This window comes from Sphingomonas arenae (assembly GCF_016924655.1).
GTDB lineage: Bacteria > Pseudomonadota > Alphaproteobacteria > Sphingomonadales > Sphingomonadaceae > Sphingomicrobium > Sphingomicrobium arenae.
In genome coordinates this window covers 418,582-442,546 of record NZ_JAFFJU010000002.1, presented here as the reverse complement: position 1 = coordinate 442,546, position 23,965 = coordinate 418,582, and the positions used below count along the sequence as shown (strand labels likewise).

22 protein-coding genes are annotated in these 23,965 nt (G+C 67.9%); 12 read left to right on the top strand and 10 right to left on the bottom strand.

Annotated features, from left to right (window positions below; genetic code table 11):
• Positions 1 to 9: 9 nt before the first annotated feature.
• Positions 10 to 1,647: a ribonuclease J gene (locus JT720_RS08255; protein WP_205480719.1), complete on the top strand. Its 1,638-nt coding sequence runs from the start codon at positions 10 to 12 to the stop codon at positions 1,645 to 1,647.
• On the top strand, positions 1,644 to 1,904 hold the full coding sequence (locus JT720_RS08250) for a DUF1467 family protein (protein ID WP_205480718.1): 261 nt from the start codon (positions 1,644 to 1,646) through the stop codon (positions 1,902 to 1,904). Before JT720_RS08255 ends, JT720_RS08250 begins: the two co-directional genes overlap by 4 nt.
• Here JT720_RS08250 and JT720_RS08245 read toward each other — a convergent pair.
• Positions 1,901 to 4,192 carry a coiled-coil domain-containing protein gene (locus JT720_RS08245; protein ID WP_205480717.1) on the bottom strand — a complete coding sequence of 764 codons (2,292 nt, stop codon included), beginning with the start codon at positions 4,190 to 4,192 and terminating at the stop codon, positions 1,901 to 1,903. The genes JT720_RS08250 and JT720_RS08245 overlap by 4 nt on opposite strands.
• A gap of 74 nt (positions 4,193 to 4,266) precedes the next feature.
• On the opposite strand from JT720_RS08245, the gene JT720_RS08240 reads away from it, so the two are divergent.
• From JT720_RS08240 to JT720_RS08230, 3 genes are read left to right on the top strand one after another with little or no spacing between them, the layout of a single operon-like run.
• Positions 4,267 to 5,451 (top strand): hypothetical protein, encoded by a 1,185-nt coding sequence (locus tag JT720_RS08240; protein WP_205480716.1) that lies wholly within the window; start codon positions 4,267 to 4,269, stop codon positions 5,449 to 5,451.
• Between the two features lie 54 nt (positions 5,452 to 5,505).
• Positions 5,506 to 6,504 carry a DUF2336 domain-containing protein gene (locus JT720_RS14155; protein WP_205480715.1) on the top strand — a complete coding sequence of 333 codons (999 nt, stop codon included), beginning with the start codon at positions 5,506 to 5,508 and terminating at the stop codon, positions 6,502 to 6,504.
• Positions 6,497 to 7,783, top strand: a complete 1,287-nt coding sequence (locus JT720_RS08230) for a sensor histidine kinase (RefSeq protein WP_205480714.1) — start codon at positions 6,497 to 6,499, stop codon at positions 7,781 to 7,783. The genes JT720_RS14155 and JT720_RS08230 overlap by 8 nt, the downstream gene beginning before the upstream one ends.
• 3 nt (positions 7,784 to 7,786) lie before the next feature.
• Here the strand turns inward: JT720_RS08230 and JT720_RS08225 are convergent, their stop codons facing one another.
• Together JT720_RS08225 and gltX are read right to left on the bottom strand one after the other, a co-directional pair.
• On the bottom strand, positions 7,787 to 9,079 hold the full coding sequence (locus JT720_RS08225) for a citrate synthase (RefSeq protein ID WP_205480713.1): 1,293 nt from the start codon (positions 9,077 to 9,079) through the stop codon (positions 7,787 to 7,789).
• Positions 9,079 to 10,497, bottom strand: coding sequence for a glutamate--tRNA ligase (gltX, locus tag JT720_RS08220; RefSeq protein ID WP_205480712.1), 1,419 nt, complete (start codon positions 10,495 to 10,497; stop codon positions 9,079 to 9,081). The genes JT720_RS08225 and gltX overlap by 1 nt, the downstream gene beginning before the upstream one ends.
• A gap of 56 nt (positions 10,498 to 10,553) precedes the next feature.
• On the opposite strand from gltX, the gene JT720_RS08215 reads away from it, so the two are divergent.
• On the top strand, positions 10,554 to 12,722 hold the full coding sequence (locus JT720_RS08215; RefSeq protein WP_205480710.1) for a ComEC/Rec2 family competence protein: 2,169 nt from the start codon (positions 10,554 to 10,556) through the stop codon (positions 12,720 to 12,722).
• Here the strand turns inward: JT720_RS08215 and JT720_RS08210 are convergent.
• Genes JT720_RS08210 through JT720_RS08195 form a run of 4 tightly spaced genes read right to left on the bottom strand, consistent with a single transcriptional unit; the run spans position 12,676 to position 16,262 of the window.
• Positions 12,676 to 13,020, bottom strand: coding sequence for a VOC family protein (locus tag JT720_RS08210; RefSeq protein WP_205480709.1), 345 nt, complete (start codon positions 13,018 to 13,020; stop codon positions 12,676 to 12,678). The two genes, JT720_RS08215 and JT720_RS08210, sit on opposite strands and share 47 nt — an antisense overlap.
• A 2-nt stretch (positions 13,021 to 13,022) precedes the next feature.
• On the bottom strand, positions 13,023 to 13,682 hold the full coding sequence (lexA, locus tag JT720_RS08205) for a transcriptional repressor LexA (RefSeq protein WP_205480707.1): 660 nt from the start codon (positions 13,680 to 13,682) through the stop codon (positions 13,023 to 13,025).
• Between the two features lie 52 nt (positions 13,683 to 13,734).
• Complete coding sequence (locus JT720_RS08200; RefSeq protein ID WP_205480705.1) at positions 13,735 to 14,322, bottom strand: anthranilate synthase component II; 588 nt, start codon at positions 14,320 to 14,322, stop codon at positions 13,735 to 13,737.
• 8 nt (positions 14,323 to 14,330) lie between these two features.
• Positions 14,331 to 16,262 (bottom strand): peptidylprolyl isomerase, encoded by a 1,932-nt coding sequence (locus JT720_RS08195; protein ID WP_205480704.1) that lies wholly within the window; start codon positions 16,260 to 16,262, stop codon positions 14,331 to 14,333.
• A gap of 109 nt (positions 16,263 to 16,371) precedes the next feature.
• On the opposite strand from JT720_RS08195, the gene tpiA reads away from it, so the two are divergent.
• The 4 genes from tpiA to trxB all read left to right on the top strand — a co-directional run bounded on the left by tpiA (position 16,372) and on the right by trxB (position 20,436).
• Positions 16,372 to 17,121, top strand: coding sequence for a triose-phosphate isomerase (tpiA, locus tag JT720_RS08190; RefSeq protein ID WP_205480703.1), 750 nt, complete (start codon positions 16,372 to 16,374; stop codon positions 17,119 to 17,121).
• Positions 17,122 to 17,187: 66 nt separating this feature from the next.
• On the top strand, positions 17,188 to 17,610 hold the full coding sequence (gene secG, locus JT720_RS08185; RefSeq protein ID WP_205480702.1) for a preprotein translocase subunit SecG: 423 nt from the start codon (positions 17,188 to 17,190) through the stop codon (positions 17,608 to 17,610).
• Between the two features lie 80 nt (positions 17,611 to 17,690).
• Entirely contained in the window at positions 17,691 to 19,325 is a 1,635-nt protein-coding gene (locus JT720_RS08180; RefSeq protein ID WP_205480701.1) for a CTP synthase, read from the top strand.
• 145 nt (positions 19,326 to 19,470) lie between these two features.
• A complete protein-coding gene (trxB, locus tag JT720_RS08175) occupies positions 19,471 to 20,436 on the top strand; it encodes a thioredoxin-disulfide reductase (RefSeq protein WP_205480700.1) in 966 nt (321 codons plus the stop codon).
• A 97-nt stretch (positions 20,437 to 20,533) separates the two neighbouring features.
• On the opposite strand, the gene truA is transcribed toward trxB, so the two are convergent.
• On the bottom strand, positions 20,534 to 21,298 hold the full coding sequence (gene truA / locus JT720_RS08170; RefSeq protein ID WP_205480699.1) for a tRNA pseudouridine(38-40) synthase TruA: 765 nt from the start codon (positions 21,296 to 21,298) through the stop codon (positions 20,534 to 20,536).
• Positions 21,295 to 22,206: a methionyl-tRNA formyltransferase gene (gene fmt, locus JT720_RS08165; RefSeq protein ID WP_205480697.1), complete on the bottom strand. Its 912-nt coding sequence runs from the start codon at positions 22,204 to 22,206 to the stop codon at positions 21,295 to 21,297. Before fmt ends, truA begins: the two co-directional genes overlap by 4 nt.
• Before the next feature lie 46 nt (positions 22,207 to 22,252).
• On the opposite strand from fmt, the gene recR reads away from it, so the two are divergent.
• Together recR and def are read left to right on the top strand one after the other, a co-directional pair.
• On the top strand, positions 22,253 to 22,849 hold the full coding sequence (gene recR / locus JT720_RS08160) for a recombination mediator RecR (protein ID WP_205480695.1): 597 nt from the start codon (positions 22,253 to 22,255) through the stop codon (positions 22,847 to 22,849).
• 163 nt (positions 22,850 to 23,012) lie between these two features.
• Complete coding sequence (gene def / locus JT720_RS08155) at positions 23,013 to 23,570, top strand: peptide deformylase (RefSeq protein ID WP_205480694.1); 558 nt, start codon at positions 23,013 to 23,015, stop codon at positions 23,568 to 23,570.
• Here the strand turns inward: def and JT720_RS08150 are convergent.
• Entirely contained in the window at positions 23,567 to 23,959 is a 393-nt protein-coding gene (locus tag JT720_RS08150; RefSeq protein WP_205480692.1) for a four-helix bundle copper-binding protein, read from the bottom strand. The genes def and JT720_RS08150 overlap by 4 nt on opposite strands.
• Positions 23,960 to 23,965 lie beyond the last annotated feature (6 nt).

The following is a 23,965-nucleotide window of genomic DNA, read 5'->3' as shown; positions in this document are numbered from 1 at the left end:
AGCAACGATATGACTCCAGGGGACGAACTGCTCTTCCTCTCGCTCGGCGGCTCGGGCGAGATCGGGATGAACGCCAACCTGTACGGCTGCCGCGGCAAATGGCTGATGGTGGATTGCGGGCTGACGTTCGGCGACCATGAATATCCCGGGATCGAACTGGTCCTGCCGGACCTCCAATTCATCGAGGAGCGGCGGGACGATCTGGTCGGCCTCGTTCTGACGCACGGCCACGAGGACCACATCGGCGCGATCCCCTACCTCGCCGCCGACCTGAAGGTCCCGATCTACGCCACACCGTTCACGGCCGGCCTCGTTGCAGGCAAGCTGGAGGAGGAAGGCCTGACCGGCCAGGTCCAGCTCAAGATCGTCGAGCGGCGAGGCGAGCTCGACCTCGGTCCCTTCCGCATCCGCTACGTCCCGCTCGCCCATTCCATTCCGGAGGGTAACGGTCTCCTCATCGAGACGCCGCACGGCCGCGTCTTCCACACCGGGGACTGGAAGCTCGACGACACGCCGGTGCTCGGTAACCCGACCAGTGCGGATACGCTAACCGCCATTGGTGACGAGGGCGTGCTGGCGTTGGTCTGCGACTCCACCAACGCCTTCGTCGAAACCCCGTCCGGGTCCGAGGCCAGCGTCTACGAGGGCCTGCTCCGTACCATCGGCGAAGCACCCGGCCGGGTGCTCGTCACCACATTCTCATCCAACGTGGCCCGGCTCGAAACGCTCGGCCGGGTCGCGGTCGAGAGCGGACGGCGGGTCTGCCTGGCCGGACGCTCCATCGATCGCAACCTCAAGGTCGCCAAGGCCACCGGCTACCTGCGCGACTTCCCTGAGCCCGTCCGGTTCGACGAAGCCATGCGCCTGCCGCGCCGCGACCTGCTGATCATCTCCACCGGCGGGCAGGGCGAGCCCCGCGCCGCCCTGGGCCGCATCGCGTCCGGCCAGCACGAGCTGAAGCTTGGGGAGGGCGACCGCGTCATCTTCTCGTCCCGCCAGATCCCCGGCAACGAGACGGCGGTCGGCCGGGTCATGAACGCCCTGTCGGAGCTTGGCGTCGTCACCATCACCGACCGCCAGGCCCATGTGCACGTGTCCGGCCACCCGGCTCGCCCGGAACTCGCCGAGATGTACAAGTGGATCCGCCCCCAGCTGCTGATCCCCGTCCATGGCGAGCCGCGCCACCTGCGGGAGCAGGCCCGGTTCGGCGTGAGCCAGGGCGTCCCCCAGGCACTCGTACAGGAGGACGGCGACCTCGTCCGCCTCGCGCCCGGCGAGCCCCGGAAGATCGGCGAGGAGCGGGTCGGCCGGCTGGTGCTGGACGGCGACGTCATCCTGCCGGCGGACGGCTCGACCATGAACGAACGCCGAAAGCTCGCCTACCAGGGCGTCATCGCCGTCAGCATCGCGCTGGGCCGGGGAGGGCGCCTGATCGCTCCCCCCGTCGTCCGGCCCGTCGGTGTTCCCGTCGAGGAAGACCGCGCCGACTTCATCCGCGACGCGGTCGACATGGCCAGCCGTGCCGTCGATCCAGGCCTGGACGAGGACCGCCTACGGGAAAACGTCCGGCTCGCGGTCCGCCGCTGCGCCACCCTATGGACCGGCAAGAAACCGGTGGTCGAGGTAATGGTGGTGCGCGCAGAATGAGCTGGCAGGCCGCCCTGGCGATCTACTTCCTGTTCTTCGTCGGGGTGGCCTTCCTCCTGCTGCCCTTCGGGGTGAGGACCGATGAGGAGGTCGGCGCTCCCCGCGTCCCCGGCCAGGCGGAGAGCGCCCCGCACCGCTTCGACCTGCGCAAGCATCTGCTGCGCTCGGCCCTCGTCGCCGCCGTGGTGTTCGCGCTCTACTATCTGAACTACGTCAACGGCTGGATCACCGCCGAGGACCTCGACTGGTACAATTAGCGCCGGCGCTCCACGACCGGAGCAAGGGCCGCATACAGCTTCCCCATGTCGCTCGACATCAGCGTCACGGCCAGCATCCCGCCGTCCCGCTCCGCCGCGACCCGGCGCAGCATCGCTTCGAAATCGTGGACGTAGCGATTGACCGAGGTCTGGAACTCGCCGTCGATGTCGTACTGGGCCGATAGCTGCCGGGCTTCGCTGTTGCCCAGCAGGCGAACGGCCCGCCGGGTGAACACGCCCCGGTCGCCCTTCAGATAAGCGCTCCAGGCCTTCTCATCGACCTCGTCGCTGAGGATCTTGCCCACGTCGATCGATGCGGAGTGCATGGAATCGATCAGCATGGCGACACGGCGGGCAAAGGCCTCGCTGTCTGCCGCCTGCTGCGCCTCGGACGTGCGCTCCATGTGCGCTTCCAGCGCCGCCGCGGTCTGCCCGATGCTGAGCATCTGCGCCGTCAGGCGCTCGGACGCCGAGCGGGCCGCCTCGAGCGCACGGGTGGCCACACTCTCCACCTCGCGCAACTGCTGCTCCACCCCTTCGCGGATGGCGCGTTCGAGTGCCTCGCGCGTCGCTTCCGACAGCTGCGCGGCGCTATCCGGGATGACCGCTGCCAGCGCCTCGCGCGCCCGCTCCGCGGCATGGGCCGAGGCCTCCCGCACCTGCACCATGGCCTGCACCAGGGCGGGTGCGGTCTCGGCCTGTACTCGGCTCGCGTCGGCCTCTGCGCTGGCGATCGCCTCGCGCAGGCTGGCGAGCCGCTGCTCGGCCGATCCCACCCCATCGTCGAGGGTCGCGAGCAGCGCCGCCAGCCGGTCCTGCTGGGCCGCCACATTGTCCGCGCTGAGTGCCAGCCGCTCGCTCGCCTCGGTGGCCGCCTCCCGCATCCACTCGATCTCGGGCCGCGACGCCTGAACCGCCGCAAGCAGCCGCTCCGCCCCGCCTTCCGCTTCGCCCAGGGCGCCCGACAGCGAGTTGCCGATATCCGCCTGCAATCCTGAGATGGCCTCCCGCAGCGCCGCCGTCCGATCCGCGAGGCTTTCGAGCGATCCATCGCTGGACGCCGCCTGCCGGGCCAGCTGATCGAGCTCGCTCCGCACCTGTCCGACGGACTTCGCAATGGCATCCGCGCGGAGGTCGCCTTCGGCGGCGAGGTCGACGAAGCGGTGATCGAGGTCCGCCAGCCCGCGCTCGACGTCGGCGATCAGGCGCTGGGAGGCGCGGTCCTGCTCCGCCAGCCGCGCCGACAGCTGGTCCAGCGCGCTCGAAGCCGTTCCGAGGCGCATCGCCAATGCATCCGCCGCATCGAGGCTGCTGCGCCCCATCCCGGCTGCGCTCTGTTCCACCAGGGCGCTGACCGCCGCCGACTGGGTATCGATCCCGCGGCGGATCTCGCTCAGCGCCAGTGCCGTGCGCTCCAGCAAGGTGTCGATCTCGCTCGTCGCATTGGACGCGACGTCGCTGATCCGGGTCGCCGCTGCTGCACCGGCGCTCTCGATCTGCGTGAGGTGGGCGACGAGCCTCTGCGATGCTCCGCCGACCACTTCGTCCGCCTCCCGCGTCCGGGACGTGATCGCCGCAAGCTGCGCTTCCAGCGCCGCCGCCTGTGCAGTGGCATCACGCCCGCTTCCGCGCAGCTCTTCCGCCATCGCCCGGGCGCTCGCCTCGGCCCGGGGCAAGTCCTCCAGCAGCACGCCGATGTCGTTGCGGGCGGACTCCGCCGCACGATCCAGGGCCGCGCTGTGCTGGGCGAGCGTCTGCGCTCCACTGCCGAGCTCGCGCGTGACCCCGCCGAGTCGATGCGTGGTCTCGTCGCCCAGGTGCATCAGCCGCTCCGCCATCTGGGACAGGGCCGCCTGCTCCTCGTCGATGCGCTGGCGAAGCACGCTCAAGACGCCCTCCAGGCTGCGAGCTTCCGACCGCATGCCCGCCACGGCCTGCGTGAAGCGCTCCGTCTCCCGGCGGCGCGTACGCCCGAACAGCAGCCACCCCAGGCCAAGCAGTGCCAACGGCCCGGCGGCAATCGCCAGCCATTGCGCCAGAGCCGGGGCGCTGATGCTCTGGGCGGACAAGGACAGGCCTGCGGACCAGCCCGCAAAGGCGAGCCACAAGACCGCCAGGATCGAGAGTGTCCATCCCAGGACCTGACGGCCCCCCGCACCCGTTTCCGAAGCCTGTTCGACCGCGGGTTCGAAGACTTGCTCGGGAACGGGATCCGCTTCCGCCGGCAACGCGTCGGTGAGCTCGAAGGGTTCGTGGCCGGTCACGGCGCGCTGGCGGGTCGGGTGCATGACCGTAATGTTTACCACCTTTGCGCGCCGACGGAAGCGTGCAAGGAGAGCCGGCGGGAAGGGGAGGATCTCGAATGGCGCTGGGCGCCCTGATTGCTGCCTATCAGGAAGATGAAAATGGAGGTCTGCGCGCGCTGCTGCCGCTCGCGGGCCGAACGCTGCTGGAATATCAGGCCCGCTGTGCCGCGGCCGCCGGTGCTGCGCCGATCGTGGTCATGGTGGAGCGCGTGCCGGTCGCCTTGAACGCCGCGCTGGAGCGGCTGCGGGCGGAGGGCATCAGTGTCGTGCCGGTCACGGACGGCAACGAAGCCGCGGCGAGGTTCGAGCCCGGCACGCCCGTGCTCCAGATTGCCGACGGCCTCGCACCGGCCATGACGCTCGTTGAGCGTATCGCGGAAGCCGACCAGCGCGCCGTCGCCACCGTCCCCGACGACGAGATGCACGCGGAATTCGAGCGCATCGACAATGACCACCGCTGGGCCGGCGTGGCCCTCGTCGACGGCGTGACCCTGTCCTCCACCGCGGCGATGCTCGGCGACTGGGACCTGCAGTCCACCCTCCTGCGGCGCACCCTGCAGGCCGGCGCAATCCGGATCCCGGCCGGGAGCGGCGCGACCCCATTCCTCGCCCATGCCGAGGCCGATCCCCAGAGCTTCGATCGCCACCTCCTGCTCGCCAGCCGGACCGCGCGCCGCGACTGGCCGAGCCGCTACCTGCTTCCGCTGGTGGAGGAATTCGCCACCGAGCAGCTGATGCGTTCACCGGTGCGGCCGGAATGGCTAATCCAGGCCGCGCTCGCGCTGATGCTGGCGGCGGGCCTGCTCTTCACCCGGGGCTACGGCTGGGCTGCGCTCGCGCTTCTCCTCCTCTCGACCCCGCTGGACATCATCGCCGAGCGTCTTGCCACGCTTCGGATGCAGCCACTCCCCGCCGGTATGCTGAGCCGACGCCTGCTCTGGCCAGCGGCAGGCATTGCCCTGCTCGGCCTCAGCTGGTTTGAATTCCGCCACGGCGAGGGGTGGGGAGCACTCGCATCAGGTCTGGCCGCCGCCGCCTTCGCGCAGGCGATGCGGATCGAGCGGCAGGGCCGGGACGTGCCCGGGGAACAATGGCTGTTCGGCATCCGCCCGGCCATCTTCGCGCTGGTCCCCTTCGCGATTGCCGGCTGGTGGAGCGCCGCCCTCGGCGTCCTCGCTTTCTATGCGGCCGCCAGCTTCTTCATCGTCCAGCACGTGGTGCACCGCATCGCGCGGGATTGACGCGGAATTAACTCCGTTCGTCTAATCGGGTCAGGCATGGCGGAGGAATGGCCCGTGGCTGCCCCGGTGGCAGCCGACCGGATGGTCGAGCGCGCGCGCATCAGCGGCGGCGGTCGGCTCCGCACGGCCCTGACCGACTTCTTCCTGGACCCCGCGCTGCGGCTGACCGAGCAGGAGCGGGCGCTGATGACCGCCATGCTCCAGGGTCTGATCGGCTCCCTTGCCGACGAACTGCGCGTCCGCGTACCGGACCACGTGGCCCGTGCCTCCGAGTGCGATCCGGTCGCGATCATGGCGGACCTGACCCGTGCCGGCCTTCTGGCCGAAGAGCCGCTGGTCGCGGTTCTGCTGAAGCGGGCGGACGCCTCGCGAGTGGGCCAGGCAGGGGACCAGGCGGCCGCCAAGCAAATGCTGAGCCGACTGGTCTCCGACAGCGACCCGGCCGTCGCGGCAGCGGCCATGGCCCTGGCGCTGGCCCGTGGCCGCAGACGCGACCGGATCAGGCTTGGGGTCGGGCTGGATGATCTCCCGCGATCCGCAGCCGAGCGGCTCGTGCACGGGATCGCCGCGGCGCTCGCGCTGCGCTCCGACCCGACAAGCCCGGAGTTTCCTGCCGCCGGCGCAGAGCTGCTCGACCGTCACGATAACGCCCAAGGCCTCGACGCCACGGAGCGACGGCTGGTCGCCGCCCTGCAGGAAGCGGGCCGGGTCGACGATGCGCTGGTCCTCTCCCTGAGCGCCCGCGGCGAGGCATCGTTGCTGGCTCACACGCTGGCGCAACTGGCCGATGTGCCCGCCGACTCGGCCTGGGAGCTGCTGATGCAGCCGGGAGACGGACGGCTCGCGTTGCTGCTCCGCATGGCGGGTCAGCCTCGGTCCACGGCCGCCGCGATCTTTGTCAGTATCGGGCCGGCGATCGGCCTCATCGACCCTGCCGCCGAGATCGACCGCTTCGACGCCTTGACCGACGATCTCGTCACCGGCTCGCGGCACCAGTTGAAGAGGCCGGCGGCTTACCGGCACGCGCTGGAGGCGCTGGGCCGCGATGGCTGACTTCACCGCTCCCGCCACCGGCCTCGTGGATCCTGACGGCCGTCTCGTTGCCGCCGACACGTTGCTCGCGCGCTTGCAGGAGGAGGCCGGTGCGCGGATCGGCGGCAGCCTGGCGGTTCCCCAGCTCGCGGCCATCGCCCGACTCGTCCAGAAGCTCGGCATCCCGGTGTCCCGTCACGCCCTGGCCGGCACCCGCAACGCGGACCTCCACCTCTGGGTGCGCGCCGAGCCGGAGGACGGCTCCGTCCGCCTGACCATCGAACGCTGGACCGAGCGGCCCATGCAACCGCGCCGCTGGCCCGACGGCCCGGCCGAGGAGCAGGCCCAGGCGCCCGAAGACTGGTTCGAGATGGACGGCCAGTTGCAGGTGACGGCGCTCGCCCCCGACCTGGTCCGCCGGCTCGAACAACCCGCCGGTCAGCCCCTGACCCGACTCGTTCGGCTCGAAGCCGATGGGGACGGCAATCTCCCGCTGCTCACCGCGCTTGCCGGCCGGACGTCCTTTTCAGGGCAGCGTGCACGGTTGCACGCCGACCCCGACGTCGTCTTGCTGCTTTCAGGCGAGCCTTTGGGGCAATCTGACGCGGATTTCGCGGGTTATCGGGGACAAATGCGGTTCGAAAAGGACGCTGATTTGTCACTCAACGTGTCGTCTCCTGCGTTCGACGAGCTCCTGCGCGAGCCACTCGACAGCATCATCCACGAGGCCGAGCAGATCGCCGAACGCGCCGAAGGCCCGCTCCGAAGCGACTATGCCGCCTACGCCAGCGACATCGCCTCCGCCGGCCGCCACCTCCTCGAAGTCCTGCGCTCCATGGGGACCGACGAGGTCGAGGACCACGACCGGGTCGACCTCGCCGAACTCGCCCGGGAGGCGATAGCACTGGTCCAGACCCAGGCATCCGAGCAGCGGATCTCGCTCGAGCAGGAGGGGCCGCAGCAGCTTGCCGCCTGTGGCCAGTCACGCGCTGTCACGCAGATCCTCGTCAACCTCATCGGCAATGCCGTTCGACACTCGCCGCCCAACGGCACCGTACGAGTGATCCTCAGCGCCGCAGACATGGCCCACGTTACCGTTTCGGATGAAGGCCCGGGCGTCGCCGACGCTGACCGGGAGCGGATCTTCGAAAAGTTCGAACAGGCCGAGCCGCGCGGCGAGGGCGCTGGCCTCGGGCTCGCCATCTCCCGTCGCCTTGCCCGATCGCTCGGCGGCGACATCCGTCTCGACAGCCGCGAAGGGGAGGGCGCTCGCTTCACCCTCGCCCTGCCGCTGAGCTGAGGCTTAACCCTTGCGCTGGCCGACGGGCACGTAGTCCCGCTGCGGTGACCCCGTATAGAGCTGGCGCGGGCGGCCGATCTTCTGCTCGGGGTCCGAGATCATCTCGTTCCACTGCGCGACCCAGCCCACCGTGCGCGCCAACGCGAACAGCGCAGTGAACATCTCGGTCGGAAAGCCGATCGCGTTGAGGATCACGCCCGAATAGAAATCGACGTTGGGATACAGCTTCTTCTCGATGAAGTAGCTGTCGTTGAGCGCAATGTGCTCCAGTTCCTTGGCGACATCGAGCACCGGGTCGGAGATGTTGAGCTCCTTCAAGACCTCGTCCGCCGTCTGCTTCATCACCTTCGCCCGCGGGTCGAAGTTCTTGTAGACACGGTGGCCGAAGCCCATCAGCCGGAACGGATCGTCCTTGTCCTTGGCGCGGGCGATATACTCGGGAATCCGGCTGGTGTGGCCGATCTCCCGCAGCATGTTGAGTGCGGCCTCGTTCGCGCCGCCGTGCGCCGGACCCCACAGGCAGGCGATGCCAGCCGCGATACAGGCGAACGGGTTGGCGCCCGAGGAGCCGGCCAGTCGAACGGTCGACGTGGAAGCATTCTGCTCATGGTCGGCGTGGAGTATGAAGATCCGGTCCATCGCCCGCTCGACGATCGGGTTCACCTCGTAGGGCTCGGCCGGAACGCCGAACGTCATTCGGAGGAAATTACCGGTATAGCTCAGGGAGTTGTCCGGATAGAGGAACGGCTGCCCGACGGAATACTTGTACGCCATGGCCGCGATCGTCGGCATTTTGGCGATCAACCGGTGGGACGCGATCATCCGCTGCTTGGGGTCGGTGATATCGGTGCTGTCGTGGTAAAATGCCGACAGGGCCCCGACGACGCCGCACATGATCGCCATGGGGTGTGCATCCCGGCGGAAGCCCCGGTAGAACATCGCCAGCTGCTCGTGCAGCATGGTGTGGCGGCTGATCGTGTAGTTGAACTTCTCCAGCTCGTCCGCACTGGGCAGCTCGCCATGGAGCAGAAGGTACGCGACCTCCGTAAAGCTCGACTGCTCGGCGAGCTGATCGATGGGATAGCCGCGGTGCAGCAGCACGCCCTGTTCGCCGTCGATGTAGGTGATCGCGCTGCGGCAGCTCGCCGTCGAGGTGAAGCCCGGGTCGTAGGTGAAGGCGCCGGTCGCGCCATACAGCTTGCGGATGTCGACGACGTCCGGACCCACGCTGCCCGACAGCACCGGCAGGCTGGTATCCTTGTCCTCCAGGTGCAGGGTGGCGTTCGTCTCAGACATCAATTCAACTCCGTCTTCATCTGATCTTGCATGCGCGCGAGGCTTTCGCCCTGCCCCAGAAGCACGAGCACGTCAAAGATGCCCGGACTAGTCGTCCGCCCGGTCAGCGCCGCCCGCAACGGCTGCGCCAGCTTGCCCAACTTCAGCCCGGTCGTTTCCGCCACCTGCCGGACGGCGTCCTCCGTAGTCTCCTTGTCCCATTTAGGAAGGGAGGACAGCGCTGCATGGAGCCGGGCCAGGTTTTCGCGTGCATCCCCTTCCAGCAGCGCGGCGGCTGCGGGCTCCATCGCCAGCGGCCGCTCGGCGAACAGGAAATCCGCCGCAGCCGACAGCTCGTTGAGGTCCCTGGCCCGGGCCTTCAGCTCCGGCATGGCCCGCTGGAGCAGCCCGAGTTGATCGTCCGACAGGCCGCCCCGGCGCTCCGCGACCAGCCGGGCGAGCCGCGCATCGTCGGCAGCCCGGATGTAGTGACCGTTCAGGTTCTCGAGTTTCTTGGTGTCGAAGCGGCTGGGGCTCTTGCCCACATGGTCGATGTCGAACCATTCGATCGCCTGCTCGCGGCTGATGATCTCGTCGTCGCCATGCCCCCAGCCGAGGCGCAGCAGATAGTTGGACAGCGCTTCCGGCAGGATACCCAGCTCGTCACGATAAGCGTCAACCCCGAGCGCTCCATGCCGCTTGGACAGCTTCGCGCCATCCGACCCATGGATCAGCGGAACATGGGCATAGGTCGGCTCCGGCCAGCCCATGGCGTGGATGATCGCGCGCTGGCGAAAGGCGTTGTTGAGGTGGTCGTCGCCGCGGATCACATGGGTGACGCCCATGTCGTGATCGTCGACCACGACGGCCAGCATGTAGGTCGGCGTGCCGTCGGACCGAAGCAGGATAAAATCGTCGAGCTCGCTGTTCTGGACCGTGACTCGTCCCTGCACCCGGTCCTCGATGACGGACTCGCCCTCACGTGGAGCCTTCAGCCGCACGACGAAGGGCGCGTCGGGTGATGGGGCATCCGCACAGTCCCGCCAGCGGCTGTTGATGCGGAACGGCCGGCGCTCCGCTTGGGCCTTTTCACGCTCGGCCGCCAGCTCCTCCTGCGTCATGTAGCAACGATAGGCAGCGCCCCGGTCCAGCAGCTCATGCGCCACTTCCGCGTGCCGCGCCCAGAACTGCGACTGGTAATACTCGTGACCGTCCCAATCGAGGTCCAGCCAGCGCATTCCGTCCAGAATCGCCTCGATCGCCGGCTGGGTGGAGCGCGCCTTGTCCGTGTCCTCGACGCGCAGGAGGAACTTGCCGCCGTGGTGGCGGGCGAACAGCCAGTTGAACAGGGCCGTGCGGGCACCGCCGATATGCAGGAAACCGGTGGGGGAGGGGGCGAACCGTGTGACCACGGGTCGTGAATTGTTGCTTGCGCTCAAGCGCGCTTTCCTCTTTGTCTGGTCGCCGCCGGATCGAGCGGGCAGGGGCCCCTAGCATGACAATAGCCGCGCTTCCACAGCGTGGCGCGTTCCGGCTTGCCATCGATCTGTCCGCAATCCGGACAGGGCTCGAAGCCTTGCTGGAGCGCGAACGGGAACAGCTGGCGTTGTGGCTGGTGGTCGGCCTGGCGAGCGGCATAGCGGCATGGCTGTCCCTGCCCGACGCGCGCAGCTGGGCGGCGTTCATGCTGCTTGCTGCCGGGGCCTCGCTGGTCGGGTGGACGGTGATCCAAGGCCGGCTGGGTAGCGCCGTCGGCGGCTTCGCGCTTGCCGCTCTCTTTGGCGCGGGCCTCATCTGGTGGCGCAGCGTCGATGTCGCGGCGCCGCGGATCAAACGACCCGTGATCATCGCCTTCCAGGCCCGGGTGGAAGCCGCCGAGCCTCAAGTGGCGCGCGACAGCATTCGGCTCACCCTCTCGCCCAATGCGGCGGACCTGCCTCCGCGCATCCGTGTGACCGTGCCCGAGAAGGACGCACCGGCGGGCCTTGGAACGGGTGCCCTGATCCAGATCCGCGCCCGCCTCACCCCGCCGATGGCCATGACCTTGCCGGGCGACTACGACTTCGCCCGCGATGCCTGGTTCAAAGGCGTCGGGGGGACCGGCCGGTCGCTCGGGCCCGTGCAGGTGCTTCAGCCGGCGGCAACCAGCGGCCTCGACGCCTGGCGGGCCCGGCTCAACGACCACATCCGCAAGTCCGCACCGGGGCCGGAGGGCGGCATCGCGGCGGCGCTTGCCACCGGGGATCAGGGCAGCTTGCCCGAGGAGGATGCGGAGGCGATGCGCCGGTCGGGACTGGCGCACCTGCTTTCGGTCAGCGGACTCCATATCGCGGCGGCCGTGGGCGCGGCCTTCTTGCTGACCTTGCGCGTGCTCGCGCTGTCCCAGCGTCTGGCGCTGCGGGTCAACCTGGTCCTTGTGGCCGCCGGGGTCGGCGCTGCGGCGGGCATTGCCTACACCCTGCTGACCGGGGCGCAGGTGCCGACGGTCTGCAGCTGTGTCGCGGCCGTGCTGGTCCTGATCGGCCTGGCGCTCGGGCGTGAGGCGCTCAGCATGCGGCTGGTGGCGGTTGGAGGGCTCGCCGTGCTGCTGTTCCGCCCGGAGGCGCTTGGCGGCGCAAGCTTCCAGTTCAGCTTCGCGGCCGTCACGACCCTTGTCGCCCTCTACGGCGCGGGCTGGTTCCGTCGATGGTTCGAGCGGCGGGAGGAGGGCTTCGTCCTCCGGTCGCTCCGGGCAGTCGGCTCGCTGCTGGTGACCGGCTTGGCCATCGAGCTCGCCCTGATGCCGTTCGCGCTCTACCACTTCCACCGCGCTGGTCTCTACGGAGTGGCCGCCAACCTCCTTGCCATTCCGCTCACCACCTTCGTGATCATGCCCCTGGAAGCAGGCGCTCTATTGCTGGACGTGGTCGGACTTGGTGGCTGGCTGTGGACGGCCGCGGGGTGGGCGATTGGCGTGCTGCTGTGGATCGCTCACCTGGTGGCAGGCGCGAGTGGTGCCGTGACGCTGTTGCCGACCATGCCGCAGTGGGCCTTCGCCCTGCTCGTGCTGGGACTCGCCTGGCTCTGGTTCTGGGCGTCCCGTGTGCGGCTGCTTGGGATTGTGCCGCTTGCCGTGGGGAGCCTGGCTGCTTTGTCAGCGCCGCGCGCCGACCTGCTGGTGACAGGAGACGGCCGGCACCTGGCGATCGTCGCCGAGGACGGCACCCCATTCCTGCTGCGCGAGCGCGCCGGCGACTTCATGCGCGACACGTTTGCGGAGAGCGCCGGCTTCGACGGCGAGCTGCCGGCCGTGGACGCCGCACCCGGCAGCCAGTGCAGCGCCGACGCTTGCGTGGCACAGATCGACCGCGCGGGCCGGACCTGGACGGTGCTGGCCACGCGCTCGGTGCAGACGCTGGATTGGGTCGAACTGATCCGCGCCTGCGCGCTTGCGGACATCGTCGTGTCCGAACGCCGTCTGCCGCGAGGGTGCACCCCGCGCTGGCTGAAGCTCGACCGCGCTACGCTGGCCCGCACCGGGGGGATCAGCATCCGTCTCGCCAGCGAGCCTGTCATCGACAGCGTCGCTGACCGCGTGGGGCAGCACCCGTGGGCGCAGAACACGGCAATCCCGCAGGCTAATCCGCTTGCCACACCGCAAGTTCGTTTCCGCCCGGATCGATGAAGTGGAACCGGCGACCGCCCGGAAATGAGAAGATGGCCTTGGCGATGGTCCCGCCCGCCTTTGCCACTGCGTTGAAGGCCGCCTGCAAGTCATCGACTCGAATGACCGGTAGCGGAGCTGACAGGGCGTCTTCGGGCTGGCCGTTCAAGCCGACGTCAACGCTGCCGTCGGTGGTTGCGGCATAGTCCGGGCCATAGTCCGTAAACGCCCACCCGAACGCCTTCGCATAAAATGCCCGAGTCAGCTCATGCGCCGTGGCGGATGGCAGTTCGACATAATCGATCCGAGGCTCGCTCATCTTCAGTAGCGCCGGATGAGCCCGGCCAGACGGCCCTGGATCCGCACCCGGTCGGGCGAGTAGCGCTGCGCTTCGTAGCTGCGGTTCGCCGGATCGAGCCGCACCATCTGCCCCTCCCGCCGGAAAGTCTTCAAGGTGGCTTCGGCCTCGTCGATCAGCGCGACGACGATCTCGCCATCACGGGCCGTGTCGACTTTCCGGATGAGCGCGAAGTCGCCGTCGAGAATGCCTTCTTCCACCATGGAATCACCGGACACTTCCAGCGCGTAATGCTCCCCCGGCCCGAGCAGCGCGGCCGGCACGGTGAAATTCTCCGACCCCTGCAGAGCCTCGATCGGGGTGCCCGCGGCGATACGTCCGTGCAGCGGAATGTCGATCGTGTCGTTGGCTGCGATGGGAACCGGCTTCGCGGCGGAAGCTGGGACCTCCGACCCGGCCGGAGAAGCGCCATCCGGCAAGCGCAACACTTCCAGCGCCCGGGCGCGATTGGGCAAGCGCCGGATGAACTGCCGCTCCTCGAGTGCGGAGATCAGGCGATGCACCCCGGACTTGGACTTGAGGTCCAGCGCTTCGCGCATTTCGTCGAAGCTGGGGCTGACCCCCGACGAATGGAGATGATCGCGAATGAAGAGCAGAAGCTCGCGTTGCTTGGCGGTAAGCATCCCGGTCCCCCGTGAACAGACGGAGAACGTGTATCGAACGTGCAGGCAGCCGTCAACCGTGACGCGAGCCGTTGTCGCAGAGGGCTACGAACGAGCGGAGCAAGGCGTGCCCATGTTCGGACATGATGCTCTCGGGGTGGAACTGAACCCCGTGCACGGGCGCGCTCAGGTGACGCACCCCCTGGACCACGCCTTCCGGGCTCCACGCGTTCGGAACCAGGGGAGGCCGAACATCCGACAAGGCGAGGGAATGGTAGCGGGTGACCTGGAACGGCGAGGGGAGGCCGTTGAAGAGCCCGCTGCCATTGTGAGAAAGCTCCACCGTCTTGCCGTGCATCGGCGCCGCCTTGGCCACGGTCGCAGCTGCGGCAATCCCGATCGCCTGGTGCCCGAGGCAAACGCCTAGGAGGGGCCGGCGCTCATCAATGCAGGCGCGGGCGAGATCGACCGAGATCCCGGCCCGTTCGGGCCGCCCCGGCCCGGGCGAGATCAGGAAGCCATTTGCTCCCGACCCGAGCGCTTCGGGCACCGACAACTGGTCGCTGCGGACCACCCGAACTTCGGCGCCCAGGCTCCGCAGATAGTCGACCAGCGTGAAGGTGAAGCTGTCGACATTGTCGAGGACCAGGACCGAGGGCATCGTCGCCCTTACTGGGCGGTCGTAAGCCGCTTCTTCGCCGCAGCGATCGCGGCTTCGTCCCGCTTGACCCCGAGCTCCGCCTGCGCCGCATTGATGAACTGCTGGGCAAGCTCGCGGGAGCCCGTCTCGTTGAAGTCCGACTGGACCCGGGCAACCAGCGCCGGCTGGGTGGACGCATCGCCCGGAACGATCCGGTTCAACTTGACGATGAAATAGCCTTGGCCCTCCGGCGCGGCGACAACCCGCGATTTCCCGGCCGAAAGGCTGAACAGCATCTGCAACGGAGGCGGGACCTGGCCCTGGAACTGCTGCAGCTGGAGGCGGCGCACGCGCAGGGGCTCCGGTGCGGGCAGGGGCCGGCCGGCCTGCTTCAGCGCGTCGGCAAAGCTCGCCCCCTTGTTGAGCGCAGTCGTCACCGCATTGGCAGCGGCCCGAGCACCGTCGGACGCGCGCTTGGCGATGAAGTCGGCCGCAATCCGGTCACGGATCGAGGCGAAAGCCGCAGGCGCCGCCGCACGGGTTTCACCGACCGCGAGGAGTGCATAGCCGCCTTCGTTCGGCAGCGGCTCAACGACCGGATCGTCGTCAGGATCGATTTCGAAGGCGAACTTCGGCATTTGCGCGAACTCGGCCGGGAGACGGAAAGCGGGATTGGACGGCGCGATCCCACCAGCAGTCAGGGGCGGCGTTTCCAGCATCGGCAGGCGGTTGGCCTGCGCGACCTCGCTGAAGCTCTGGCCGTCGGCGATCCCGTCCTCCACCTTGGCGACGAGGTCCGCAAGGCCGTTCTTGCGCTTCTCGGCGGCCAGCCGCTCGGCGATCTCCGCCCGGGCTTGGGCCAAGGTTCGGCCGGCCGACTGGTTGATCGCTTCGACCTTGACGACATTCCATCCAAGGTCCGACTGCACAGGGCCGATCACCGTACCCGAGGCGGCACCGAAGACCTGAGCGGCGACCTGCGCCCCGGCGAGTTGCGTCAGCTGCTCCCGTGTCTGGGGACCGACCGACACGTCCGCCGCGCTGAAGCCCGCCGGCGCTGCCGCCGCCGCGAAGGTTCCACCGGCCTTGGCGCGAGCAGCGATCTGCTCCGCCGCAGCTCGGTCGGGGACCACGGCACGGCTGATCACCCGCTGCTCGGTACCGCCATAGGTCGCGCGGTTGGCATTGTAATAAGCCGCGATTTCCTGCTCCGTCGGAGCCACATTGCCGAGCTGCTCCGGACCGATCCTGGCGATCCGCAGCTGACGCTGCTCCGGCACCGTGTAGCGGGCCTGGTTCTGCTGGTAGAAACGCTGCAGCTCTGCTTCAGTCGGGGCGGGCCCGCCGGCAAAGGCGCGGGTCGGCACCAGGGCAACCTCGCCCTCACGTCCCTCGAGCAGCATGGACGCGTAGGGCCGTGCCACGCCCAGCGGGATCCGCGCGTTCGCCGCGACTGGCGTCAGCATCAAGCGCTGGAGAAGAAGAGTGGTGATCTCGTTGCGGATCTGCTGGTCCGTCAGCCGCTGCTGTTGCAGGAACTGCTGGTACGCCTGCTCGCTGAATCGACCGTCCAGGCCTCGCGCCGCAGGGATCTTCGCGATTTCCGCGTCGACCAGTCGCTTCGACACCTGGAAACCGTGCTTCTCGGCATAAGCGCGGAGGGTCCGCTCCTGCAGCAGCGCGTTGACGATGGCGTCGAACTCACCCGCGATGTCGGCGCGCGTGGCGTTGGGGTTCGTCTGCCGGAGTTGCTGCACCTGGCGGTCGATGACGTCCTGCACCTCGGCTTCCGTAAGGCTCACCCCGCCCACGCGGGCCAATGTCCCGCTGGACAGGCCGCCGCCCTGCCGAAAGTTGCTGATGTCCGCCAGCGCGAAGCTCGCGAGGATCAGGAGCAGGAAGGTCACCGCGAAGATCGGTCCTGCCTTGGATTTGGACAGCTTGCGGAATGAGGAAAGCATGCGGCGACGATCTCGCTGGAAATGGTATGGCGCGCTTTAGGGGCGCGTTGCCTTCCCATCAAGGCAGTCCGCTTGCTAGGCGCCCTTGGCTGAACAAGGGGAGAATCGAATGACTCGGCGCAAGCTCGTGGCTGGCAACTGGAAAATGCACGGCACGTCCGCCGACCTGGATGAGATTCGGGCGATCGCCGACGCCGCGGAGCGCCTGAAGGGCAGGGTCGACGTCGCGCTATGCGTGCCCGCGACGCTGATCCATCGTGCATCGGACGCCGTTCCCGGCTTTCCGATCGGCGGCCAGGACCTGCACCACCAGGAAAAGGGTGCCCACACCGGCGATATCTGCGCGGCCATGCTGCACGATGCCGGCGCGAGCCTAGTGATCGTCGGTCATTCCGAGCGCCGCGATGCGCACCGCGAAGAGGACGAGCATGTCCGCGCCAAGGCCGAATCCGGTCTTCGCTCCGGCCTCTCCGTCATCCTCTGCGTGGGCGAAAGCGATGCCGACCGGAGTGCCGGCCGCGCGGTCGAGGTGGTCTCCCGGCAACTCGACGCATCCCTTCCTCGTGAAGGAGCGGCGGGATCGAACTTCTCCGTGGCCTACGAGCCGATCTGGGCCATCGGCACCGGCAAGATTCCGTCGACCGCAGAGATCGCGGAGATGCACTCGGCTTTGCGGGAGCGGTTGATTGCCGCTTACGGGGCGGAGGGCCAGTCCGTCCGCATCCTCTATGGCGGGTCCGTGAAGCCTTCGAATGCCTCCGAGATCTTCGCCATCGACGACGTGGACGGCGCGCTGGTGGGCGGAGCAAGCCTCAAGGCAAGTGACTTCCTGCCCATCGTCGAGGCCGCAGCGACCTGAGCAGGTGATTGAACTGCGGGCCCGCCGACGCTAAGTGCGCGCCAACTCCGATCCCGAAAGACCCCCATGCTGTTCACCTTCCTGCTGATCCTCGAAGCCGTGGTCGCCTTCGCCCTTTGCGCCGTCATCCTGATGCAGCGCTCGGAAGGCGGCGGTCTCGGCGTTGGCGGCAGCTCGGCCGGGTTGATGACCGCGCGTGGTGCAGCGGACTTCCTGACGCGCGCGACTTCCATCCTCGGGGGGATCTTCGTGGTGCTCTGCATCGTGCTGGCCGCGGTGGCCGGCACGCGGGGCGACACGCAGCGGGTCGATACCAGCCTTGTGAACCAGACCGCTCCGGCAGCGCCGCTCAGCCCGCTGGAGCAGGGCGGTAATCCGCTCTCAGCTCCTCCGGCAGGGCCGAACACGGCTCCCCCGAACAACGCCGCTCCGGGCGCGCAGCAGCCTGCTGCGCCGGCCGACAACGGCGCCGTTCCGCTCGCCCAGTAAGCCACAGCTGGCCAGCTTTTTTCGCCGCGAGCGGATTCCGCTTGCCTGTTCTTGCGCGCACGACTTAAGGCCCGACTCCCATGGCGCGGTTCGTTTTCGTCACCGGCGGCGTGGTCTCCTCGCTCGGTAAAGGTCTCCTTTCGGCATCGCTTGCGGCGTTGCTGCAGGCGCGCGGCTATGCCGTCCGCATCCGCAAGTTCGACCCCTATCTGAACGTCGACCCGGGCACGATGAGCCCCTATCAGCATGGCGAAGTCTATGTGACCGACGACGGGGCGGAGACGGACCTCGACCTCGGCCACTACGAGCGCTTCACCGGCGTCTCGGCGCGGCAGTCGGACAACATCACGACCGGTCGCATCTACCGCGACATCATCGCCAAGGAGCGGCGCGGCGATTACCTCGGCGCGACGGTGCAGGTGGTCCCGCACGTCACCAACGCTATCAAGGAGTTCGCCCTCGCGGAGACGGACGGCCTCGATTTCGTGATCTGCGAGATCGGCGGAACGGTCGGCGACATCGAGAGCCTGCCCTTCATCGAGGCGCTTCGCCAGCTGCGCAACGACCTCGGCCGCGGCCAGACGGTCAGCGTCCACACGACCCTCGTCCCCTGGATCAAGGCGGCGGGCGAGCTCAAGACCAAGCCGACGCAGCACTCGGTGCGTGAGATTTCGAGCCTCGGCGTCCAGCCTGACGTCCTGCTCTGCCGTGCGGAAATGCCGATCCCGGACAGCGACAAGGCCAAGATCGCCCAATTCTGCAACGTGCCCAAGTCGGCGGTGATCGAGGCCCTGGACGCGCGCTCCATCTACGATGTGCCGCTTCAGTACCACCGCGAGGGCCTGGACGACGAAGTCCTGCGCGCCTTCGGCATCACCGATGCTCCGGCTCCCGATCTCTCCCGCTGGGAGGAGATCATGGACCGCCTCGACAACCCGGAAGGGGAGGTCACGATCGGTGTCGTCGGCAAGTATGTCGGCCTGCCGGACGCCTACAAGTCGCTGCGGGAAGCGCTGGTCCACGGCGGGATAGCGAACCGGGTCAAGGTCAATATCAAGTGGCTCGACGCGGAGCTGTTCGAGCAGGGCGATGCGAACCTCGCCGCGGAACTCGAGCCCATGCATGCCGTGCTCGTGCCCGGTGGCTTCGGTGAGCGCGGCTCGGAGGGGAAGATCGCCTCGGTGAAGTTCGCCCGGGAGCGCAAGGTGCCGTTCTTCGGCATCTGCCTCGGCATGCAGATGGCCTGCATCGAGGGCGCCCGGAACACCGCGGGCATCGCCGATGCGTCCACCACGGAGTTCGGGGAAACGTCGGAGCCCGTCGTCGGCCTCATCACCGAGTGGATGAGCAAGGAAGGCCTGCAGGAGCGGGCGGCCGGCGGCGATCTCGGCGGCACGATGCGGCTGGGCGCCTATGACGCCGTCCTTGGCGGCAACAGCCATGTCGCGGCCATCTATGGCTCGACCAACATCAGCGAACGCCACCGCCATCGCTACGAGGTCAACGCCCACTATCGCGAGCCGCTGGAGCAGGGTGGGCTGGTCTTCTCTGGCCTCTCGCCGGACGGCCGACTGCCCGAGATCGTGGAGCGCCCCGACCACCCCTGGTTTATCGGCGTCCAGTTCCACCCCGAGCTGAAGAGCCGGCCGTTCGAGCCGCACCCGCTGTTCGCCAGCTTCATCTCGGCGGCGGTGAAGCAGTCGAGGCTTGTCTGACAGGGTGTTCGCTCGTCCTGAGCTTAGTGCGCCAGCGCGAAGTCGAAGGGCGTTGGTGACGGCGAGCGCCCTTCGACTTCGCGTTGCTCCGCTCAGGACGAGCGCAGACATTGTCGCTCCAGCTAACGGATACTAAGTCCCCATGATGACCGACACCATCCACACTCGTCTGGCAGTTCTCGGCTCCGGGCCCGCCGGCCTCACCGCCGCCATCTATGCCGCGCGCGCAGGGCTCCAGCCGATCGTCATCCAGGGCATCCAGCCCGGCGGCCAGCTGACCACGACCACGGATGTCGAAAACTATCCCGGCTTCCGCGACGTCATCCAGGGCCCCTGGCTGATGGAGGAGATGCAGGCGCAGGCCGAGCATGTCGGCACCCGCATGGTCTGGGACCACATCAGCGAGGTCGATTTCTCGCGGCGGCCAATCCGGCTTCTGGGCGACGGTGGCACGGTTTACCTCGCCGACACTCTGGTGATCGCCACGGGCGCACAGGCCAAGTGGCTCGGCCTCCCCTCCGAAGAGCATATGAAGGGCAAGGGGGCCAGCGCCTGCGCGACCTGCGACGGCTTCTTCTACCGGGGCAAGAAAGTTGCGGTGATCGGCGGCGGGAATACGGCGGTGGAAGAGGCGCTGTACCTCACCAATCACAGCCAGGACGTCACCCTCATCCACCGGCGCGACAGCCTGCGCGCCGAGAAGATCCTGCAGGACCGGCTGTTCGCCAACCCGCATATCAAGGTCATCTGGAACCACGAGGTCGAGGAGTTCCTCTCCGGTGGGCAGCCCGAAGCGCTGACCGGCCTGCGCCTGAAGGACCGCCTCACCGGCACGACGCAGGACATAGACGTGGACGGCGCCTTCGTGGCGATCGGTCACAAGCCCGCGACCGAGCTATTCCAGGGCAAGCTCAAGCTCGACAGCGAGGGCTATATCGAGGTGGAGACCGGCTCGACGCGGACCAGCGTCCCCGGCGTTTTCGCGTGCGGAGACGTCATGGACAAGGTTTATCGCCAGGCCGTGACGGCTGCAGGCACAGGCTGCATGGCGGCGCTCGATGCGGAAAAGTACCTTGCCGCGCAGGAGTATGAGGCCATCGCGGCGGAGTAGGGCCGTACAACTCCGCTCGTCCTGAGCGTGGCGCAGCGAAGTCGAAGGGCGCTCTTCTCGACTAACGGCCTTCGACTACGGACCTGCGGTCCTCCGCTCAGGACGAGCGCTCTTCCCCACCAGTGGGATAAACCGCCTCCACGAAGTACAACCCCTGCGCCGGCGCATTCAGCCCCAGCGCCGCCCGATCCCGCGCCTCAAGCGCGGTCCGCATCTGCTCTGGACCCCATTGCCCCTGTCCGACCAGGGCCAGGCATCCCACCATGGATCGGACCTGGTGATGCAGAAAGCTCCGTGCGGCGGCATGGATGTGGACCTCTTCACCGTGCTGCTGGACTTCCAGCCGATCAAGCGTCTTCACCGGACTCTCGGACTGGCAATGGACCGAGCGGAACGTCGTGAAATCGTGCTTCCCAACCAGCATGGCGGCCGCTTCTTCCATCGCGCGAACGTCAAGCGGCAGGGGGATGCGCCACGCTCGCCCGCGCTCCAGCGTCAGCGGCGGCCGTCGGTTGGCGATCCGGTACAGGTAGCGCCGCCCTACACAGGAGAAGCGGGCATGCCAGTCATTCGGGGCGGGCTCCGCACTGAGCACCGCCACCGGATCGGGCCGCATCAGCGCGTTCAAGCCCTCGCGTAGCCGATGAGGCGTCATCTCCCTGGCCAGGTCGATGTGCGTCGCCATGCCGAGCGCATGCACTCCGGCGTCGGTGCGGCCGGCGGCATGGGCAGTGACCGCCTCACCGGTCATGGCTTGCGCAGCCCGCTCGAGCGCCGCCTGCACCGACGGGCCATGGTCCTGCCGCTGCCAGCCCATGAAGGGCCCGCCATCCCACTCCAGGATCAGCTTCCACCGGGTCACGCCAGCACGGTGCCTTTCGGGATGGGGAAGCCACGCAACAGCTCATCCGGGCTCATCGGCCCGCGTCCCGCGCGCTGCACCAACGTCGCTTGGAGCGCGCCTTCGCCGCACGCAATGAGCAGCCCGTCATCCAAGACCTCTCCGTCATGCCCGCGAAGGCGGGCATCCATCTCCTCAGCTCTAAGCAGCTTGATTCGCTCACCCGCGACCTCGAACCAGGCGCCCGGCGCCGACGCGAAGGCGCGTACCTGACGCTCGATTTCCGCCGCGCTTCGGTGCCAGTCGATCCGAGCCTCGGCCTTGTCGATCTTGGCAGCATAGGTCACGCCCTGCTCGGGCTGCTGCACGGGGACGTAGCGCTCCGGCTCTTGGAGATAACGGACCATCAGCTCCGCCCCCAACCGGGCCAGCTCGTCGGTCAGCTCCGCGGCGTTTTTGCCGTTGATCGGCACCTCGCCGGTCAGCAGCATGGGTCCGGTGTCTAGCCCGGCCTCCATCTGCATGATGGTGAGCCCTGTCACCGCGTCCCCCGCCAGGATCGCACGATGGATCGGCGCCGCGCCGCGCCATCGTGGCAACAGCGATGCGTGGACGTTCACGCAGCCCATGCGCGGCGCGTCCAGGATCGGCTGCGGAAGAATCAGGCCATAAGCGGCGACCACTGCCACATCCGCCTGCAGCGCCGCGAACCCTTGCTGCTCCTCCTCGTCGCGCAGGCGGGCAGGGGTGCGCACCTCAAGGCCCAACTCCTCCGCGCGCGTCTGCACGGGAGTCGGTTGCAGCTTCTTGCCCCGGTTCGCCGGCCGCGGCGGCTGGCAGTAGACAGCGGCGATGTCGTGGCCCGCTTCCACCAGTGCGTCGAGTGTCGGGACGGCAAAGGCCGGTGATCCCATGAAGATGACCCGCATGGCGGGCCCTATGGCCTAGAAGCCGGGAAATTCCTATCTGAACCCCATGGCATCCCAGGAAATCGAAGCACTGGCCGGGGCGCTCGCCCGCTTGCCCGGACTCGGGCCGCGCTCCGCGCGCCGCGCCGTGCTGCACCTGATGAAGCGCCGCGAGGCCGCGTTGCAGCCGTTGCTGTCAGCGCTTCAGACCGTGTCGGAGCGCCTGTCGACCTGCTCTACCTGCGGCAATGTCGACACCTCCGACCCTTGCGCCATCTGCCGTGACCCGCGACGCGACGAGCGCAGCCTGTGCGTGGTCGAGGAAGTCTCTGACCTCTGGGCGCTCGATCGTTCGCGGCTGTTTCCGGGCAAATATCATGTGCTCGGCGGCCGATTGTCCGCATTGGAAGGCGTTCGGCCGGAAAATTTGCATGTCGAAAGTCTCATTCAACGTGTCGCGGCCGGGGGCATCGACGAGGTGGTGCTCGCCATGAACGCTACTCTCGAAGGCCAGACGACCGCGCATTACCTCGCGGAGCGGCTGGAGAAGTTCCCTGTGCGGCTGACGCAGCTGGCGCACGGCCTGCCCGTGGGAGGCGAACTCGACTACCTTGACGAGGGCACGCTGGCACAGGCGCTGAGGGCGCGGCGTCCCGTCGCTTGAACAATAGGATTTCGCCTGCGAGGCTGGCCATCGATCTTTCTCATGTGAGCAGCTTCAGGCAGGTCGCGGAAACGGCATTCGACGCTGCACGACCGTGAACATTGTGAACATTCGCCGCCGGCTCACCTTGATAGCCGCGCGACCGACGGACTAAGGCGATCCCATGTCCCTGCTCCCGATCATCGAAGTGCCTGACGCGATCCTCCGCAGCCAGTCTGCGCCGGTGGAGCGCATCGATGCCGACCTCCAGCGCCTGATCGCGGACATGTTCGACACCATGTACGAAGCGCCAGGCATTGGCCTCGCCGCGGTGCAGGTCGCGGTTCCGCGCCGCCTGGTCGTGATCGACCTGCAGGATCCCGAACCCGTCGCCGAAGGTGAGGAAGAGGGGCCGCCAGTCAAGCGCCCCCACGTCTTCATCAACCCCGAAATCGTCCATCGCTCCGACGCTCGGAAGGTCTACAACGAGGGCTGCCTTTCCATTCCTGAGCAATATGCCGAAATCGAGCGACCGGACGTCATCCGCCTGAAGTGGCTCGACCAGCACGGCAAGAGCCAGGAAGGCGAGTTCGACGGGCTCATGTCCGTCTGCCTCCAGCACGAAGTAGACCATCTGAACGGCGTGCTGTTCATTGATTATCTGTCTCGCCTGAAGCGCGACATGATCGTTCGCAAGGTGGTGAAGTCCCGCCGGGATCGCGAAAAGGCGGCTGTTCTCTAGGCGAAGGTTTCCGCCGCGCGGCGGCAATCCGCGGCGCACTCCCGGCAGATCTGGGCGCACAGCTTGCAATGCTCATGATCGTGCCGCTCGCACTCACTGGCGCATGCATCGCACATGCGCGCGCACAGCTCGAGCAGCTCTACTAGCATGCCCGTGTCGTCCCCCGTCTTCCGCAAGCCGAGCCGGGCGGTCGCCTCGCAAATGTCAGAGCAGTCGAGGCACAGCCGGATGCACTGCGTCATGTCGTGCCCACGCTCCGCCATGCACGCGTCCGCGCACGAGAGGCACATCTTGGCGCAATACATCAGGTGGTGCACCGCATCGCCCAGCGGCTGGTTCACATGCTCGCGGGCATTCGGATGCAGGGACATCATCTTGCGAATGGACATGCTGTT

Coding starts and splice junctions, on each gene's coding strand:
- def (WP_205480694.1), top strand. CDS start 23,013: ATGTCCCTGCTCCCGATCATCGAAGTGCCTGACGCGATCCTCCGCAGC.
- JT720_RS08225 (WP_205480713.1), bottom strand. CDS start 9,079: ATGTCTGAGACGAACGCCACCCTGCACCTGGAGGACAAGGATACCAGC.
- JT720_RS08210 (WP_205480709.1), bottom strand. CDS start 13,020: ATGAGCGAGCCTCGGATCGATTATGTCGAACTGCCATCCGCCACGGCG.
- JT720_RS08180 (WP_205480701.1), top strand. CDS start 17,691: ATGGCGCGGTTCGTTTTCGTCACCGGCGGCGTGGTCTCCTCGCTCGGT.
- recR (WP_205480695.1), top strand. CDS start 22,253: ATGGCATCCCAGGAAATCGAAGCACTGGCCGGGGCGCTCGCCCGCTTG.
- JT720_RS08215 (WP_205480710.1), top strand. CDS start 10,554: ATGACAATAGCCGCGCTTCCACAGCGTGGCGCGTTCCGGCTTGCCATC.
- lexA (WP_205480707.1), bottom strand. CDS start 13,682: ATGCTTACCGCCAAGCAACGCGAGCTTCTGCTCTTCATTCGCGATCAT.
- JT720_RS08250 (WP_205480718.1), top strand. CDS start 1,644: ATGAGCTGGCAGGCCGCCCTGGCGATCTACTTCCTGTTCTTCGTCGGG.
- tpiA (WP_205480703.1), top strand. CDS start 16,372: ATGACTCGGCGCAAGCTCGTGGCTGGCAACTGGAAAATGCACGGCACG.
- JT720_RS08240 (WP_205480716.1), top strand. CDS start 4,267: ATGGCGCTGGGCGCCCTGATTGCTGCCTATCAGGAAGATGAAAATGGA.
- secG (WP_205480702.1), top strand. CDS start 17,188: ATGCTGTTCACCTTCCTGCTGATCCTCGAAGCCGTGGTCGCCTTCGCC.
- JT720_RS08230 (WP_205480714.1), top strand. CDS start 6,497: ATGGCTGACTTCACCGCTCCCGCCACCGGCCTCGTGGATCCTGACGGC.
- JT720_RS08200 (WP_205480705.1), bottom strand. CDS start 14,322: ATGCCCTCGGTCCTGGTCCTCGACAATGTCGACAGCTTCACCTTCACG.
- JT720_RS08245 (WP_205480717.1), bottom strand. CDS start 4,192: ATGCACCCGACCCGCCAGCGCGCCGTGACCGGCCACGAACCCTTCGAG.
- JT720_RS08255 (WP_205480719.1), top strand. CDS start 10: ATGACTCCAGGGGACGAACTGCTCTTCCTCTCGCTCGGCGGCTCGGGC.
- JT720_RS08195 (WP_205480704.1), bottom strand. CDS start 16,262: ATGCTTTCCTCATTCCGCAAGCTGTCCAAATCCAAGGCAGGACCGATC.
- trxB (WP_205480700.1), top strand. CDS start 19,471: ATGACCGACACCATCCACACTCGTCTGGCAGTTCTCGGCTCCGGGCCC.
- fmt (WP_205480697.1), bottom strand. CDS start 22,206: ATGCGGGTCATCTTCATGGGATCACCGGCCTTTGCCGTCCCGACACTC.
- JT720_RS08150 (WP_205480692.1), bottom strand. CDS start 23,959: ATGTCCATTCGCAAGATGATGTCCCTGCATCCGAATGCCCGCGAGCAT.